Genomic DNA, 17,848 nt, shown 5'->3' with positions numbered 1-17,848 from the left:
ATAGTTATAAACTATTTTTTAAGATTGTCTGTTAAACGGTATTCAAAAACGAATCCTATGTCTACTCAAATTGTTCACTCTCAAGCTGAAATTCAACCATCCGAATCAATTTAGTTAATTCTACTATTTTGATCTGAACTCACTTGTTGCAAAAATTCGGCAACGATTTGATTAAAATTCTCTGGTTGAACCAGAAAAGGCCAGTGATTTCCGGGAACTTGTTGGATTTTGAGGTGAGTCAAATATTTCTGATAGGGCTTGAGTTGCCAGTCCATCCGGTTAACCCCTTTTTCTGGCTGTATAAATAATGTGGGAATTTTTATTTTTGTGGTTAAACCTGCGACTTTCATCACTTCTGAAAAAATCTGATTTCGGGCGGGGATTGTGAATTTACTCCCCCATTTTTGATCGGGTTTTTGTTCGATTCCGTCTTGAAAAATCTGCTGTTGTAGATCACTCCAGCCTTGATATTGACTAAGTTGACGGGCGAGTTCTTCGGCTTCTTCGTAACTGGAAAACGGCCCCATTCCTTTTAAACAGTCTAATTTACGATAGACAATGGGTAAGGTTAATTTAAAAATACTGGGCATTTTAGTAATAAAAATTGGGTCTACTAAAATCATGCTGCGAAAAAATTTAGGATTTTGTTTTGCCCAAATTGGCAGCAATTTACCTGTCCAAGAATGACCCAAAATATGAGCATTTGACCAATTTAGATGCTGCATTAAGGCTTCTAAATCTCTGATAACTTCAGAAAAGCTATAACCTTGATTGGGTTTGCTACTGTTGCCATGACCTCGCATATCAGGCGCAACAATATGATAGTGATCGGCTAAAAAGTTCCCTAAATTGTTCCAGACTAAAGCATGATCAGCTAACCCATGTAAAAGTAGTAAGGGTTGAGTATTCTCGAAAGTTTTAGGGGAGTTCCATTCTAAATAGGAAATTTTGATTTGATCAGATTCTAGTGTTTTGCGGATGGGATTCATAGAAAAATTTCAAATAAAAGTTCAGAAAATTATGACAAAAAATTAATCTTTGTTAGAATGATCATATAAAAAACCAGGGAACTCTGTCAACTCCAATGAATACAAAAGATTCTCACTCGCTCTCTTGGGAACGGGTCAAAGCGGAATTTCAGCGCATTTGGGGATATAAAGACTTTCGACCCCCGCAAGGAGAAATCATTCGCAGTTTACTCTCCCGACAAGATGCACTCGTTGTCATGCCGACGGGAGGGGGAAAGTCGATTTGTTTTCAACTTCCGGCATTGTTACAAACGGGTTTAACGCTAGTCGTTTCGCCATTAATTGCATTGATGGAAAACCAAGTCCAGGAACTCCGAGAAAAAAACCTTCCAGCGGCTTTATTACATAGTCAACTTCCTTCTCAACAGCAACGAAAAACTTTAAGATTACTGGAACAAAATCGCTTAAGATTGCTGTATCTTTCTCCCGAAACTTTACTGAGTTCCTCGGTGTGGAGTTTGGTTTCTCATCCTCGTATTTTAGTGAATGGTTTAATCTTAGATGAAGCACATTGTTTGGTACAGTGGGGAGATACTTTTAGACCTGCTTATCGGCGTTTAGGGATAGTTCGATCTACACTTTTGAAACTAAAACCCACTCAAAAAAAGTTTGCAATTGCTGCGTTTACAGCTACGGCAAATCCAGCGGCGCAACAAACGATTCAAACGGTTTTAAATCTAAACAATCCTCAATTTTTTGTCGTCAATCCCTATCGCCCTAACTTAAATTTAAACGTTAAAACTGTTTGGACACCTAAAGGAAGACAACAACAACTTTTAAAGTTTATTCAAACTCGTGCTAAACAAACAGGCTTAGTCTATGTTCGGACTCGTAAAGATAGCGAAGAATTAGCCAATAGCCTGAAACAACAGGGTTATCAAACCTCAGCTTATCATGCAGGTTTAAGCGGAGAGGAACGTCGAGAAATCGAACAAGCTTGGTTAAAAGGTGTGCTGAAGTTTGTGGTGTGTACTTCGGCTTTTGGGATGGGAATTAATAAACCAAATGTTCGCTGGATTTTGCATTTTCAAGCCCCATTTTTGCTGTCTGAATATCTTCAAGAAGTCGGACGGGCGGGGCGAGATGGGAAGCCTGCAATGGCTTTAACATTAGTGAGTGAACCGACAGGTTGGCTGTATCCCGAAGATAAAAAACGCCGTGAATATTTGCAAGAAAATTGGCGAAAACAATATCAACAAGCCAATCAACTGATCAAAAAATTACCGAAACAGGGAGAGATAAAAGAGATATCAGATCAGTTTCGTAATGGTGCTATCACGCTTTCTTTGTTACATAGTTCGGGACAGTTGACTTGGCAAGATCCATTTCATTATGTGATTAATTCAAGTTCTGTTTCTTTCCCAGATCATAATACTCAAGCGATTCAAAAAATGACTCAATATCTGAATACTAATCAATGTCGTTGGCGGTTTTTATTAGAGGCGTTTGGTTTTAATCAAGCAGCTAATTCAATGCGTTGTGGTCATTGTGATAATTGTCTTAAATAGGCTTAACTTCAACTTTTTGTATGGTGTTTAGAGGATTCTAATTTACGAGCAATGGAGAGAATTAAACGCGGAATTTTAATAATAAATTCAGTTCCTTGATTGGGTTCTGAAGAACACCAGATTTTTCCTTTGTGCTTTTCGATAATAATTTTATAACTAATTGATAATCCTAAACCTGTACCTTTCCCAACAGGTTTTGTGGTAAAGAACGGATCAAAGAGCTTTGATTTTACTTCTTTTGACATTCCTGGCCCATTATCAGCAATATGAATTTCAACCCACTGATTATCGACTAATAAAGTCTGAATTTTAATTTGGTACTGTTGAGATTTAATTCCTTTAGAAATTTGCTTAAAGCTGTATTCTTCCAGAGCATCAATTGCATTACTAATAATATTCATAAAAACTTGATTAAGCTGACTCGGATAACATTCAACTAGAGGAAGTTTATCAAAGTCTTTTACAATTTTAATTTCAGGATGATCACCGCTAGGTTTGAGGCGACTTTGTAATATTAACAGGGTACTTTCTATTCCTTCATGGAGATCAACCGCTTTAATCTCAGCTTCGTCTAAACGTGAAAAATTTCGCAAACTACTCACAATATCTCGAATGCGTTCAGCCCCAACACCCATTGACTTTAAGAGTTGCAGATAATCAGATTTCAAAAATTCAATATCAATTTCATCAGCATAATCAGTAATTTCGGCTTGAGGTTGAGGATAATGATTTTGATAAAGTTCGAGAAGTTGGAGTAAATCTTGAGTATAACTTAAAGCGGGTTGAATATTTCCATAAATAAAACTCACCGGATTATTAATTTCATGGGCAATTCCTGCAACCATTTGTCCTAAACTAGACATTTTTTCGGATTGAATTAAGTGGCTTTGTGCCTGTTGTAGTTCTTGTAATGCCTGTTCAAGTTCTTGATTTTTTTGCTTGAGTCGGGTTTTTGATTGTCGTAATGCTTCTTCTGCCTGTTTGCGCTGACTAATATCTTGAAAAGTTGCGGTATAAAAGGAAAGTGATCCTGACTTGGCTTGGGTAACGGTTGCTTCTAGGGCAAATTGGGAACCATCTCCTCGACATCCAACTAACTCATGTCGTCCAGTTTTTAATAATTCGTGTAAAATTTTATCTTGATCTTCAATTTTATCGTCCTGCAATTTCCAAAGATCATGAATAGACATCCCGATTAACTGCTCTGTTTTATAACTAAAAATAGTCGCGGCTGAAGGATTGGCGGTTGTAATTTCTAAATTTTTTCCGTTAAAGGTTACAATGCCATTCATTGCCGTTTTAACAATCGCTTCGGTGCGAGTTACAGCTTCTTCTAAAGCATCCATCACTGCATTGTAACGTTCTGCAATTAAACCCACTTCGGTAAAGGGTTCTATCGGAGCGCGTAAACTCAAGTCATAGACTTGGGCTTGTTTTTCCATCACTTGAAATAAGTCATAAATCTCGGTTTTTGCTCGATGTTCGGAAATATTTAGACCGATCTTTTCTTCTGAGATAGAAACCCGCAATGGCAAGATCCGATTGACTAAAAAGAGCAGTAAATAAGCCAAGCCAAATCCCCAGCCAAATCCCACAAAAATTCCGAGTAATTGCACACCAATTTGGGCGTATCGCTCCAACCCTGTTCCTAATAATTCTAGTTGACCGAACAATCCTACCGCCAAGGTTCCCCACACTCCCGCTCCCCCATGTACCGCCACCGCTCCGACTGCATCATCAATGCGTAAGTTTTCTAAAAGTATTTCAGTTAAAAGCATCACAGCCGCTCCAGTCGCCCCAATAATCACAGCAATCGGTGTTGTGACAGCATGACAAGAGGCTGTAATTGCCACAAGTCCGGCGAGTGTACCATTAATCAAAGTTTCGACTTCGGGCGCTTTGCGTTTTCTCCAATTGAGGCCACCTGCTAACACCATTCCCCCTGCTCCTGCGAGTACAGTATTGGCCATAATATGGGGAACTTGTTCGTTGAAAGCGAGGGTACTTCCTCCGTTAAAGCCGAGCCACCCAAACCAGAGCAACATGGTTCCTAAAACAGAAAATTGTAGGTTAGAACTATGAATTTTTTGGGGAGGTTTGGTTTTGGGGAAGCGGCCAGAACGAGAGCCAATGAGTAATAAGGCGGCCAAGGACACCCAGGCACCAATGCTGTGAACAACAGTTGAACCTGCAAAATCAACAAAGCCGAGAAAGCCTAAACGACCGGCCAGGACACCATGGTCAACTCCATTCCATGCCCAATGACCAAAAATCGGGTAAATCAAACCAGAGACTAGGGCGACCAGTACCAGGTATGCACTGAATTTCATGCGTTCGGCGACGGCTCCCGAGACAATGGTTGTTGCGGTACTACAAAACATCACTTGAAACAGGAAAAAAGCCGTGAGCTTTGCTTTGTCTAGGTTGAGCCAAAAATCAGTGATGCCAAACCAACCGAGATGAGATGAACCAAACATTAAACCGAAACCAATTCCCCAAAATAAAAGGGCTGAAATAGCAAAGTCTCCTAAGTTTTTTGCCGCAACATTAATACTGTTTTTTGAACGGGTTAGTCCTGATTCTAAGCACATAAATCCAGCTTGCATTAGGAAAACTAAGCAAGAGCAGAGTAAGAGCCAGAGTGTATCAATCATTACTTGTTATCAATGGAAATAAAGGTTTATCAGGAAATGCTTGTAACAATTATTCAACTTAAGAATATAAAAATCCGAAAAATTACGGAGATTTTAAATTTTATATGTTACAAGCTTGGCATTCACTTATATTCTGCGTCAAGTATTAATTTTTTTTGTTGAATTTAAACTAAACGTTTGTATAAGTTAAAATTTTAGGTAATCTAGAAAATTATACATTGATTATATTTTAGTTTTAACCCGGTCAATCAAAAGTTTACTTTTGAACTAAACTTGATCGGAATTGTAATGATAAATTCGGTTCCTTTGCCCAGGGGAGAATCACATTCTAATTCTCCTTTGTGCTTTTCTACAATAATTTGATAACTGACTGCTAGTCCGAGTCCGGTTCCCTTACCAACCGGTTTAGTGGTGAAAAAGGGATCAAAAATTTTATTCTGAATGACTTCACTAATACCGGGGCCGTTATCTAGGATGTGAATTGAAACCCAATGTCGATCTTTAACTCTAGTTTTGATTTCAATCCGAGGATATTCTGGGTTTTCATCAGTGGCTTTTTTTTGATAAAAATACTCGTGTAAAGCATCAATAGCGTTGTTAATAATATTCATCAAGACCTGATTGATTTGACCCGAATAACACTCGACTAAAGGCAAGTTTTCATGGATTGTAATGATCTCAATATCTGGATATCCAGGTTGTCCTTTTAATCGGTGTTGTAGAAGCATTAATGTGCTATCAATTCCGGTTTTAAGATCTACAGGCTTGAGTTCGGATTCATCAAGGCGAGAAAAAATACGCAATGATTGTACAATTTCTCGAATTCGACTACTTCCTCCGTGCATGGATTTGAGTAATTTATCAAGATCTTCTTTGATAAAGTCAAGTTCAATATCTTCTATTTTTTGTATAATTTCAATTGGGGATTGAGTTTCATTTTTTTGATAAAGTTCAATGAGTTCGAGTAAATCTTGGGTGTATCGTCTCAGATGAACTAAGTTTCCATGAATAAAGTTAACGGGATTATTAATTTCGTGAGCAACTCCAGCAACCATTTGACCTAAACTAGACATTTTTTCAGTTTGGATCAATTGACTTTGTGCTTGTTGTAATTTTTGGAGAGATTGTTCTAAAGCAATGGCTTTTTCACGTTCTCTTATTTCTGAGGCTTGTAAATTCTCATTCATTTCAGTTAAACGAGAAAAAGATTCTTTTAAGGCTTTTGCCATCCGGTTAAAAGTTTGCGCTAAAATTGCTAATTCATCTTGACCTCGAACCTGAACTTTTCGATGCCATTTTCCCTGGCTAATTTGAGCTACAGCTTCGGTTAAATCACTGATCGGTTGAATTAGGTGATGAGCAAGTAACGCCATTACAATTACAATTACAACTGTCGAAAATATCGCAATTGTGATCGCAAGTTGCCAAAACTCTCGAACTTGCAGAAATACTTCTGATTGCTTCTTGAGTACAATAGCTCCCCATTTATTGTCTAGGTGAATACTATAAGATAGCCAGCGGACTCCCTGATCATCGGTAAAATAGAAAAGACCTTGATGATGATTTAAAAGATGTTTTACAGGAGGATATAAACTGAGATCTTTGAGTTTTTCTCCCGAGGTTAGTTGAGAATTTGGATGAGCGATTAATTGACCTTGATGATCGACTAAAATTGCAAATCCTGTCTCTCCTATTGTTTTTGCGCCGACCGCTTCAGCAAGTTCATTGAGAAGTATTCCTAGACGGATAACACCAATGATTTTTTCCGAGGAAGAAGCAGAGGATTGTTCAGAAGATATGAGGGAGTTTTGCTCTCGAATCGGTGCAGAAAAAATAGCTGCGGGTTCTCCTGTTCGACGAGAAATAATGATTTCACGAGTGATATAATTTCCTGATATTGCCCCTTGAAACCATTCGCGATCGCTGTAGTTTATGGGTTCAATTTTATCACTTTCACTGAGAGCAATAAAGTTTCCTTCTAGGTTAGCAACTCCTACACTCCACAAGTAATCTTGATAACTATTTTGCAGAATCACTAAACTTGATTTAAGCTGAGTCGAGTTGGTGTTGATTAGACTCAGATTTTTGCTGAGGTTTTGTAAAACTAAAGTATTCATTTTATCCCATTGGGAAACTTGCATTGCCAACGCTTGAGCTTGTGAGGCTAAATCTTTTTCTGCTTCCTTATGAAGAATAATAGCCGCTCGATAGCTAGTCAATCCCATTGCGGTGAGCATTGCAGGAATTACACCTAATAATACAAGTAGCGGAATTTTAAACTTGAGGCTGTTTAATCCAGGTTTATTCATTCATATTCCTTCCTGTTATTAAGCTCAGTTAATTTATGAAAATCTCCTTAATATTTAGAGGCTTGAACTGGAATTGCAATTACAAATTCTGTTCCTTGTCCATCTCTAGAATAGCACTCTAGTTTTCCCTGATGTTTGTCTACAACAATTTGATAACTAATCGATAATCCCAGTCCAGTCCCTTTTCCCACAGGCTTAGTTGTAAAAAAGGGATTGAACAATTGAGAACAAATTTCTTCAGGGATTCCCGTACCGTTATCTGCAATCCGAATTAAAACTTGAGTTTGATCGGGTGTTAGTTCAGTAGAAATGGTAATTTGATTAGGACTAGCTATAATTTCTGCATAGGTTTTACCTTGGTTTGATTCTTCTAAGGCATCGATAGCATTAGCAATAATATTCATAAAAACCTGATTTAGCTGTCCAGGAAAACATTCAATTTCTGGTATTTTTCCATACTTTTTAATCACTTGAATTTCTGGATAATTTTCATTAGCTTTAAGTCGATGGTTTAAAATCAATAAAGTGCTATTTATACCATCGTGAATATTGAATGAAACTTGATTTTTACCATCAATTCTAGCAATGATTCGCATTGAAGTGCTAATCTCTCTAATTAGCATTGATCCCTGTTTAATGGATGCTATCATTTCGGGTAAATCCGCTATTAAAAAGCCAATATCAATTTCTTCAGCATGATTTTGAATAGGTAAAGCAGGATTTGGATAAAATTTTTGGTAAAGTTGTAAATGAGTTAATAGGTCTTGCAGAAATTCCTCAACTTGGTTGGCATTCCCAATCACAAAACTTAAAGGATTATTAATCTCGTGGGTAATTCCTGCCATCATTTGACCCATTGACGACAACTTATCTGCTTCTTGAAGCTGAATATCTTTTTCAAGGACTAAATGCTTGAGTTTATGATTGAGCTGATCGAGTAAAAGATTTTTTTCAAGTAAGGATTGAGTTAAATCTTTGATCTGAAGGTGTACTTTTATCCGTGCTAAAACTTCTTCTTGTTGAAAAGGTTTTGTTAAATAGTCAACAGCACCCGCTTTCAATCCTTTAATTTTACTGGATGTATCCGCGAGAGCTGTCATAAAAATAATAGGAACAGCTTGAGTTGAAGGATGGGCTTTTAATTGGTGACAAGTTTCAAATCCATCCATTCCTGGCATTTGAATATCAAGTAAAATTAGGTCAGGAGGATCGTAAAGAGCTTGTTTTAGTGCTGTTTCACCATTAATCGCGACGGCGACTTCATATCCGGCATTCACTAAACTCTCAGATAGCACTTTCAGATGAACTGGGCTATCATCAACAATCAAAATAACATTGGTATTGGGAGTATTTATGGACATTTTATTCGGTTATACGATTTGTCAATGTTTTTAATCATCGAAGTCGTTTTTTAGTTCATTGAGTAATGATTTAAGTATAATAGGGATAGAAAATTTTGTGATCAGGAAATTATTCACTCCAGCTTGATGTTCTCTAACCCAGTCTATCAACTTGAGATGATCTCCACAGTTAACACCTCTCGGGTACAGAGGATAACGAGTTTCATCAATTAACCTTGCCATTCTCAACATCATTCATCGATCTCTCTTTTATCTTAAATTTAGTTAAAACTTGCAAAAAAATGCGTGATAGAAATCACACTGATGAAAATTTTAAAAATATCTTAGTGATTAGCGAATCGGAATCTGGATTCTAAATTCCGTTCCCTGTCCTAAAATAGAGTCACATTCAATGTTTCCTTTATGTTTTTCAATAATAACTTGATAGCTAATTGACAGTCCTAATCCTGTTCCTTTACCAATGGGTTTTGTTGTGAAGAATGGATCGAATAAACGAGTGCGAACTTCTTCACTCATTCCTTGCCCATTATCAGCAATCAAAATTTGTATCCAGTTTGGTGCTATTTGTTGAGTTTTGATGCGAATACAGCCAGGATTATGCTGAATTTCTTCAGGAGATTGAAAAGATTGAGCATCTTCAATTGCATCAATTGCATTACTGAGAATATTCATAAAGACTTGATTGAGATGTCCAGAATAACAGGTTATACGAGGGATTTTATCATATTCTTTGATGACTTTTATCCCTGGGTAAATGGATTTAGCTTTAAAGCGATTATGTAAAATCATTAACGTGCTTTCCAGTCCTTCATGCAGATCAACTTCTTTGATTTCAGATTCATCCAAACGAGAAAAGATTCGTAGCGATTTGACAATTTCTCGGATACGTTCTGTGCCAACCTGCATAGACTTGAGGAGTTTTTTAATATCTTCTTGGAGAAAATCAAGTTCAATCGCTTCAATTTCTATTTCAATGTCTGGATGGGGATGGGGATAATACTGTTGATAGAGTTGAATTAAACTAAGCAAGTCGCGAATATAATCTGCGGCGTGAACGATATTTCCATGAATAAAGTTAACCGGATTGTTAATTTCATGAGCAATTCCAGCGACCATTTGACCTAAGCTCGACATTTTTTCATTTTGAATCATCTGAGCTTGAGTTCGTTGAAGTTCTTTTAAAGTTTGCTGAAGCTGTTGTTTTTGTTCTCTTAATTGAGCTTCTGATTCTCGGAGAGCGTTTTCAGCTTGTTTGCGTTCGGTAATATCAGTTGCAATTCCAGTCACTCGATCTATTTTTCCTTGATCATTTTTAATAGGAAAACCCCGATCATAAATCCAGCGAATTTCACCATTCGGTTTAACAATTCGATATTCTTCTTCATATCCACCAGATACCTGTTTAGTCAAAGCCAAAATTACTCCTTCGCGATCTTCTGAATGAATTGATTCAAGAAAAGATTGGGGTTGCTCATAAACTTGACGACAAGGACGACCCCAAACTCTTTCATAAGCAGGAGAAACATAGTATATTTCTTTTCCATCAGGATCACTAATCCAAAATACACTATCAATGCTTTCTGCTAGCTGACGAAACATTCTTTCACTTTCTTGCAATGCAATTTCAGCTTTTTGGTGATTTCTCGCTTCAATTGCTAAAGAGATAATATTTCCAATTGAACGCACAAAAATTTCATCTTCTGGAGTCCAATTTTGAATTTGATTACACTGCTCTATACAGATCACACCGACTATTTTTCCACCAATCCGAATTGTGCTATCAAGCAAGGAAAAAATATTATTAGGAATGAAGTAGTTCGAGAGAAATTCACACGTTCTTGGATCATTTCGTGCATCCGATGCTGCAATACTATCTTGTATATTAATTGCGTCAAAATAAGCGGGATAATCATTGTGTCTAATCACTCCTTCTCTCTCATGTTTATTGAGTTTTTTTTGGTACAAATCAAAACATTTAAGATGTGTTTTATCTTCATTATACAACCAAACTCCGACCCGATCTACCTCTAATATTTTTGCTGTAGCTTCGGTAATTGCTTGCGCTGCGGTTAACAAATCTCCTTGATTTACAGCTCGCTGTTGAGCAATTCCTATTAAAACAGTATTATGATTTCGCAGTTGTTCAGCTCGTTTTTGGAGTTCGGTTTGGGCGAATTTGCGATCACGAATTTCTAAGAGTAGTTGTTCTTGAGTATAATTTAACTCACGTAAAGTCAGGCTTTTTTCTTGAAGTTGTTTTTCAAGTTCATCGGTTTGAATAATGGCTCTACCTGCTAAGGGACGCAATAGCAAAACCATTCCGCCTGCACCTAAAAGGCTAAAAATAATTGTGACCATTCCAATGGTCATAAGCTGACGATTTACTGGCGCATACAATTCTTGACGATCTATTTTAATAACAAGTCCCCAATTAAATTCTGATAGGGGTTCAAAGATAATAACTTGAGCATGATTCCAGAACTTACCTTTGACAACAGTGAATCCAGACTCTTGAGAAACTACTGTTTTTTCTAGAGCTTCTATAATGGGTTTTAATAAGGTTTCATTTTCATTATTTGAGGACAATAATAACTTGACTTTTTGATCTTCTAATGTCCCTAAAAAAACTTGTTCAGCCTTGCCTAAACCCGTATAATCTGTTACTATAATTTCTTTTAAACGATCCATTTCAAACAAAACCAAATCCGTACCAATTTGCTCCTGTTTCAAGTCAAAAATTGGTTGGATAACAATTAGATAAAATTTATCATTAAGGCGAATTGGATTACTAATTTGGGTGTCTTGAGAGTTGACAGCAGAAAATTTCCAAAAACTTTTCGGAATAGATAAACCGACTTGAGCCATGAATTGATTGTTTTGATCAAGGCGAGTAATTCCCGCTAAATATTCAGTTTGATTGAGAGCATCAGTTAGAAAAAGTGTGACATTAGTAGCGGCAGATTTACGATCATTTGGATTCTGATTATAAATTTCTAATAGTTGTTTTGCTTGGGTACTACTAGCAATTTGTGCTGTGATATCTTTTACACCTGAAAGAAATTCTTCAACGGCTAACTTGCGAGTTTTTAAAGCTGATTGCAAGTTGCGTTCTTCGCTTTTTCTAAGTTGTTGATAGAGGGGGAATATACTTAATACTGCCACCAATACACTAATCGTAAAGATTCCTATCGCAGAATAAAAAATTAATAATCGTTGTAATTGTTTAGAATTCATAGGTGATTCATTTTAGAGATTAAGTAGGTTTTATGAGATCAGATAGCAGTTTTGACTAAGCAGTTCACCCTTATCCTAAAATCAAATAAAATACAAGAGAATCCGTACTTTTAGATTCTTGATCGCTATCTAATCTAGCATTGAAATCAATAGCGTAGTTGACAATCAGTGAATGTAAACATAATTATCGTTTTCAGATAATCGAATAGATGTACCATATCAATACACTCTTTTCATCCGAGTAGCTATATCTAAGTTACTCTATAATATCGGGGAAATGATAGCAGTAGAATTAAATTGTACAAACCCAAGTATCATTTGATTGCGATAGTGATGCTCAAGTTCCATCACTGATATTTCCCGAGGCTATTATCGGATACTATTTGCTGCTTCTTAACTGGGTTCTCAATTCTTGGGTTTGTGACATTGGAATGGGCGTTTGTTGATCACTTGTGCTACAAGCAGGGGTGATAGTAGCTTTTTTTGAGCAATGCTGTAGTATCAATTTCGCAAGGATCGAACTAAAATTTACTAAAGCTTTACATAGATATTACATAACCCTCTTTTTTTCCGGCTGACCACCCGGATAGAATGAACCTATGAAAGATGAGAGAAGACTCATCTGATGAAGTAACCGGAGAAAAAAGCGAATATATTGTCAAGAAGAATAGTTAGCTCGATGATTTCGGTTTGATTATCAGATGTAAATCTCTAATAAAATTAACAAAAGTTTACATTTTAGACTTTTGAATTTGTAAAAAAAGATCAGGTTGACATTCTAGTTCATCTCTGAATACGGAAACTGTCCCTCACACTCTGACTCTCACTGAAATCACCACCTTCTATTGCGATTCACAGTCTGAATTTCCAAACCTGTAGCCAAAAAAAATTATACATTTGTAGAGAAATCAGGAATCATGCGCTTAACAATTGAGAAAGTTTCAAATTCCGTTATTATCTCATCCCAAGTCAAAGACAATAGCAATAATCTTCCCCCTGTATGGATCAAGCAAGTTGGATTAGAGTGGTTTTATTTTGCAGTTTGTAAAATTCTTTTTACTTTAGAATGACAAGATATTGTTAAATAGGTTGGGCTGAATTTTGATCAAACCCAACCTCTGATTTTAGAGTTGCTGAGATTGAGATTCTAACCAGTTATACCAAGTTTCTAAACCCTCTCCTGTAGAAGCAGAAACTTGAAAAATCTGCATTTGAGGATTAACTTGATGAGCGTAGTCTAGACAGCGCTGAACATCAAACTGAACGTAGGGGAGTAAGTCAATTTTTGTAAGAATCATCACTTGACTCGCTCGGAACATATGAGGGTATTTTATCGGTTTATCTTCTCCTTCAGTAACTGAAAGAATAGCAACTTTTGCTTGTTCACCTAAATCAAATAAGGCGGGACAGACTAAATTTCCAACGTTTTCAATCATCACAATCGAGTTGAGAGGCGGATTCAGTTCGCTACAGCCTCTTTCAATCATTGCAGCTTCCAGGTGACATCCGGTTCCAGTGTTAATTTGAACAACATTGCAGCCAGTAGATCGAATTTTTTCAGCATCATTGACGGTTTCTTGATCACCTTCAATTACGCTAAAGGTTAACTTAGATTTTAAATCATTAATCGTGCGGGTTAATAATGTCGTTTTTCCCGAACCTGGCGAACTGACTAGATTTAAGGCTAAAATATTTCGCCCTTTAAACCAACCCCGATTTTGAGCAGCAATTAAATTATTTTTTCCTAAAATTGCCTGTTCTAATTCTATCGTATTGCCGTGTATTTTAGCATGAATTTCAGAGTCTTTGGTTTCAACCTCAGAAACTGTAGAAGTGTTTTGATGAGAATGAGTCACAACTGTTCCATCTGCTAAGGTATGGGTATGAGTCTGTTGTTCAGAGGAAGAATTCGGATGTTCGTGATGATGAGAATGAGGGTGAGAATGTTCAACAACCGTTCTATCTGCTAAGGTATGAGTATGATCATGGGGTTGATGAACATGGGTTTTTATCTGGGTTTTTTCTCCGGTTTGAGAATTGGTGATCGTGGTTTCACTCTCATCAGAACAGCCACAAGTTACACACATAATTGTTCAACCTCCATTTCTTTAATTTTAAGTTCTTCGCCTTGAATAATATCGAGTTCAAGACTATTACAAGTGTGACAAACTCCAAAAGGTTGATCGAGAGGAACTTCAGTTCCACATTGACGACATTTTCCCAAACCCGCCACTTCAATAATTTCTAAAGTTGCCTCTTCTAAAGCAGTTCCTTGAGTACAAACATCAAAACAAAATTGAATCGCATCCGGCATAATTGCCGAAAGTTTACCAATTTCTAACGTAACTCGTTTAACGGGTGCGCCTCTAGCGTGTTCGTTGACAATTGCGACAATATTTTGAGTAATTCCGAGTTCGTGCATAATTTTAAATCCTCTTAATGTTTGTAAAAAAATTAACAAATTCGGGGTAATTGATCCCCAACTAACATATCAACAATACGTTCAGTTCCAAACGCCGTTTGCAGCAAAACAACCCCAGGCGGAGAAGCAATTACCTCCCCAACAATACAACTATTTTCACCCGCAGGATGAGATTTCATCGCCTCTAAAACCGTTTCTGCATCCTCTTTCGGAACAACCACAACCAACTTACCTTCATTGGCTAAATATAGCGGATCAAGCCCTAAAATTTCACACACCCCCTGCACTTCTTCTCGCAGGGGTAATTCTGGTTCAAACAGGCGAATTCCCACTTCTGAACTCATCGCAAATTCATTAACGACTGTTGCGACTCCGCCTCGGGTTGCATCTCGTAAAGCCCGAACTTCTGGACAAATTTCTATGATTTTATCGATTAAATCATTCAACGGTTGACAGTCACTTTCGATAGTTGTTTCTAAGGCTAATTCACCTCTGGCAATCAAAATTGCAGTTCCATGATCGCCGAGATAACCATTCACTAAAATAACATCTCCGGGTTGTAAATTTTGAGCGGAAATATTAATTCCCGAACGAATAACACCGACACCTGCTGTATTAATAAACACTTTGTCTGCACAGCCCCGATGAACAACTTTCGTGTCTCCCGTCACAATTTTTACGCCCGCGTGATCGGCAGCTATTTTCATACTTTGAACAATTTGCCGCAACGTCTCTATCGGTAGCCCTTCTTCGAGGATAAAACCACAGGAAAGATAAAGTGGTTTTGCACCACTAACCGCCAAATCATTAACGGTTCCATTAACAGCAAGTTCCCCAATATTACTCCCTGGAAAAAAGATCGGATCAACAACATAAGAGTCTGTTGTAAAGGCTAACCGATCTCCGAGTGTTGCTAATTCAGCTATGTTAAAACTGGCTTGATCTTCGAGTTGAGAAAGAATCGGATTATCAAAAGTTTTAACAAAAATATCATCAATTAAATCCCGCATCGCTTTCCCGCCACTTCCATGGGCGAGTGTTACGGTTGTATCTCGAACTTTGGCGGGGCGACGACGAACTTTTTCGAGTTTTTGAAAGAGGGGATGTTGTTCTGCTTTTTGATCTAAAGAATGAGTCATGTATTTTAACCTTGATTTGTTGTTAATAACTGTGTTTCAAATTCTTCTAAAGTTTGACTTATTCCTATCTTATTTGCTCGTTTTATGGCTTGGGGAATTATTTCACAAATGGGTAAGTCTGGAAAGACTAAACTGGTTTGAGATTCAATATATTGACTCCCTTGAAATAGATGAATAGTTAAAACATCCTGGGCATAAATCCAAACTTCGGAAACTTTTAAAGCTTCATAGGCACTAATTTCTGTAAATGAGGTAACATCGGTTTCAATAGCTAAGTCTGGAGGCGGATCGATATCCAAGTCTAACCTATCTTTACCAATAACAGCTTGATAGTTTTTGATATAAAAACAGTCATCAGGTTCAACTCCAACCGCCATTGTTTTGCGCTTTAATGTTGTCGAACGGAGTGACTCCCAAGGCTGTTTTTGAACTCTCAAAATGACTTTCACCAAGTCAGAAATCACGACAGTTGAACGTTCATGTTCGGGCAGGGGTGACATGATTTCTAAGGTTCCCTGATAGTAAGCTATGCGAATATCTCGCCGTTCTCCAAACTCATCGATCAGCCCTTCAAACTCCTGCCAGTTTATATCATAAACTTTTATTTTACTACCGGGATTGAGTTCTATTTTACTAAGCGGTTTAGCAACCAATGGCTGAGTCATGGTTCATTCATCATTTAATAAAAATTAGTCAGGAAGTAATAGTTTAAATCGTTCGATTATTTTAACAATTCAATCCTATTACTCCCCAAAAATAAAGCTTATTTCTCAGCGTGACGTCCGGGATGTTTGTCGGAGTGTAATTCACCACCCACAGCCCAATTATCGCGGTTAAATTCATCAATATGAATTGTCACCCATTCCCGTTTAGTTCCCAAAGTTTCAACTAAAGTATCGGTTATTGCTTTCGCCAATTCCCGTTTCTTCTCAATAGAATGACCTTCTCCAATTTGAATTGTGACAAATGGCATACAGTTTTCCTCCTCATTTTTTGCTATAAAAAAGATAGAAAGCTTTAGACTTTTGCTTTAGAACGTTGGGGTTTGTTAGCTTTTATAACGGTTGAAAGGCGACCATATTTGTAATAAGCTGCACAAGCCCCTTCTGAAGAAACCATGCAAGTTCCGATGGGTGTTTCTGGCGTGCAAGCGGTTCCGAATACTTTACATTGCCAGGGTTTTAATACTCCTTTGAGAATTTCTCCACATTGACAAGCTGCCGCATCAGGAACTTTCACATCAGAAACATCAAATTTTATTTCTGCATCAAATTGGGCATAATTTGAATTAATTTTAAGTCCAGATTGGGCAATATCTCCGAGTCCTCGCCATTCAAATTCTTCTCGCACTTCAAACACTTTAGAAATCGCCTCTAACGCCATCGGATTTCCGTCCGGTTGAACAAGGCGTTTATATTGATTTTCGACCTCACAACGTCGGTCTACTAACTGTTGCAGTAACATCCATACTGACTGCACAATATCTAAAGGTTCAAAGCCGGAAACAACGACAGGTTTGTAATATTTTTCAGCGATAATTTGATAGGGATTTGAACCAATAACCATGCTAACATGACCAGGGCCAATAAATCCATCTAGTTCTAAATCTGGGTTATCTAGTAATGCTTCTAATGCCGGAACTACAATCACATGATTGCAAAAAATGCTGAAGTTTGTGATATTTTCTGCTTCAGCTTGTAGAATAGTAAAGGCGGTACTTGGGGCTGTAGTTTCAAAGCCCAAACCAAAGAAAATTACTTCTTTATCTGGGTTTTGTTTGGCAATGGGTAAGGCATCCAAGGGTGAATAAACCATGCGAATATCTGCACCTTGGGCTTTGGCTTGTAGCAAACTTTTTTGTGAACCTGGCACCCGCATCGCATCGCCAAAGGTGGTAAAAATAACATTAGGAATGTCGGCTAAAGCAATAGCAGCATCGAGTCTTCCTCGTGGCATGACACAAACGGGACAACCGGGGCCATGAATCAGTTCAATACTATCAGGAAGAAGTTCTTCAATGCCATATTTAAAGATAGAATGGGTGTGACCTCCGCAAACTTCCATGATTTTTAACGGGTGTTCGGGTGTCCGTTCTAGGATTAACGTTAAGCGGTTAATTTCTCCCATTAAGGCTTGCAATTTTTGCGGATCTCTAAATTCATCAACATATTTCATTGGTTGTGTTCTCCTGGC

Annotated in this window: 12 protein-coding genes; 1 reads left to right on the top strand and 11 read right to left on the bottom strand. The window is 37.5% G+C overall.

Annotation, left to right across the window (positions count from 1 at the left end; genetic code table 11):
* Window positions 1–110 precede the first annotated feature (110 nt).
* A complete protein-coding gene (locus L8106_RS02030; RefSeq protein WP_009782500.1) occupies window positions 111–989 on the bottom strand; it encodes an alpha/beta fold hydrolase in 879 nt (292 codons plus the stop codon).
* Between the two features lie 95 nt (window positions 990–1,084).
* On the opposite strand from L8106_RS02030, the gene L8106_RS02025 reads away from it, so the two are divergent.
* Complete coding sequence (locus tag L8106_RS02025) at window positions 1,085–2,536, top strand: ATP-dependent DNA helicase RecQ (protein WP_009782499.1); 1,452 nt, start codon at window positions 1,085–1,087, stop codon at window positions 2,534–2,536.
* An 8-nt stretch (window positions 2,537–2,544) separates the two neighbouring features.
* On the opposite strand, the gene amt is transcribed toward L8106_RS02025, so the two are convergent.
* From amt to hypD, 10 genes are all read right to left on the bottom strand, one after another.
* Complete coding sequence (amt, locus tag L8106_RS02020) at window positions 2,545–5,190, bottom strand: ammonium transporter (protein ID WP_009782498.1); 2,646 nt, start codon at window positions 5,188–5,190, stop codon at window positions 2,545–2,547.
* Between the two features lie 248 nt (window positions 5,191–5,438).
* Window positions 5,439–7,499 (bottom strand): ATP-binding protein, encoded by a 2,061-nt coding sequence (locus tag L8106_RS02015; RefSeq protein WP_009782497.1) that lies wholly within the window; start codon window positions 7,497–7,499, stop codon window positions 5,439–5,441.
* A gap of 47 nt (window positions 7,500–7,546) precedes the next feature.
* On the bottom strand, window positions 7,547–8,860 hold the full coding sequence (locus tag L8106_RS02010; protein ID WP_009782496.1) for a response regulator: 1,314 nt from the start codon (window positions 8,858–8,860) through the stop codon (window positions 7,547–7,549).
* Between the two features lie 330 nt (window positions 8,861–9,190).
* Window positions 9,191–12,094, bottom strand: coding sequence for an ATP-binding protein (locus tag L8106_RS29270; protein ID WP_009782494.1), 2,904 nt, complete (start codon window positions 12,092–12,094; stop codon window positions 9,191–9,193).
* Between the two features lie 1,124 nt (window positions 12,095–13,218).
* On the bottom strand, window positions 13,219–14,181 hold the full coding sequence (hypB, locus tag L8106_RS01995) for a hydrogenase nickel incorporation protein HypB (RefSeq protein ID WP_009782492.1): 963 nt from the start codon (window positions 14,179–14,181) through the stop codon (window positions 13,219–13,221).
* The gene (hypA, locus tag L8106_RS01990) at window positions 14,172–14,516 is read right to left on the bottom strand and encodes a hydrogenase maturation nickel metallochaperone HypA (protein WP_039895334.1); all 345 of its coding nucleotides are present in this window, start codon (window positions 14,514–14,516) and stop codon (window positions 14,172–14,174) included. The genes hypB and hypA overlap by 10 nt, the downstream gene beginning before the upstream one ends.
* A 32-nt stretch (window positions 14,517–14,548) precedes the next feature.
* The gene (gene hypE, locus L8106_RS01985) at window positions 14,549–15,655 is read right to left on the bottom strand and encodes a hydrogenase expression/formation protein HypE (RefSeq protein ID WP_009782490.1); all 1,107 of its coding nucleotides are present in this window, start codon (window positions 15,653–15,655) and stop codon (window positions 14,549–14,551) included.
* 5 nt (window positions 15,656–15,660) lie between these two features.
* Window positions 15,661–16,320, bottom strand: coding sequence for a Uma2 family endonuclease (locus tag L8106_RS01980; protein ID WP_009782489.1), 660 nt, complete (start codon window positions 16,318–16,320; stop codon window positions 15,661–15,663).
* Between the two features lie 98 nt (window positions 16,321–16,418).
* A complete protein-coding gene (locus L8106_RS01975) occupies window positions 16,419–16,628 on the bottom strand; it encodes a 4-oxalocrotonate tautomerase family protein (RefSeq protein WP_009782488.1) in 210 nt (69 codons plus the stop codon).
* A 44-nt stretch (window positions 16,629–16,672) separates the two neighbouring features.
* Window positions 16,673–17,830, bottom strand: a complete 1,158-nt coding sequence (hypD, locus tag L8106_RS01970; RefSeq protein ID WP_009782487.1) for a hydrogenase formation protein HypD — start codon at window positions 17,828–17,830, stop codon at window positions 16,673–16,675.
* Window positions 17,831–17,848: the final 18 nt, after the last annotated feature.

It is taken from the genome of Lyngbya sp. PCC 8106 (assembly GCF_000169095.1).
Lineage (GTDB): Bacteria > Cyanobacteriota > Cyanobacteriia > Cyanobacteriales > Microcoleaceae > Capilliphycus.
This window is presented reverse-complemented; position numbering and strand designations above follow the sequence as displayed.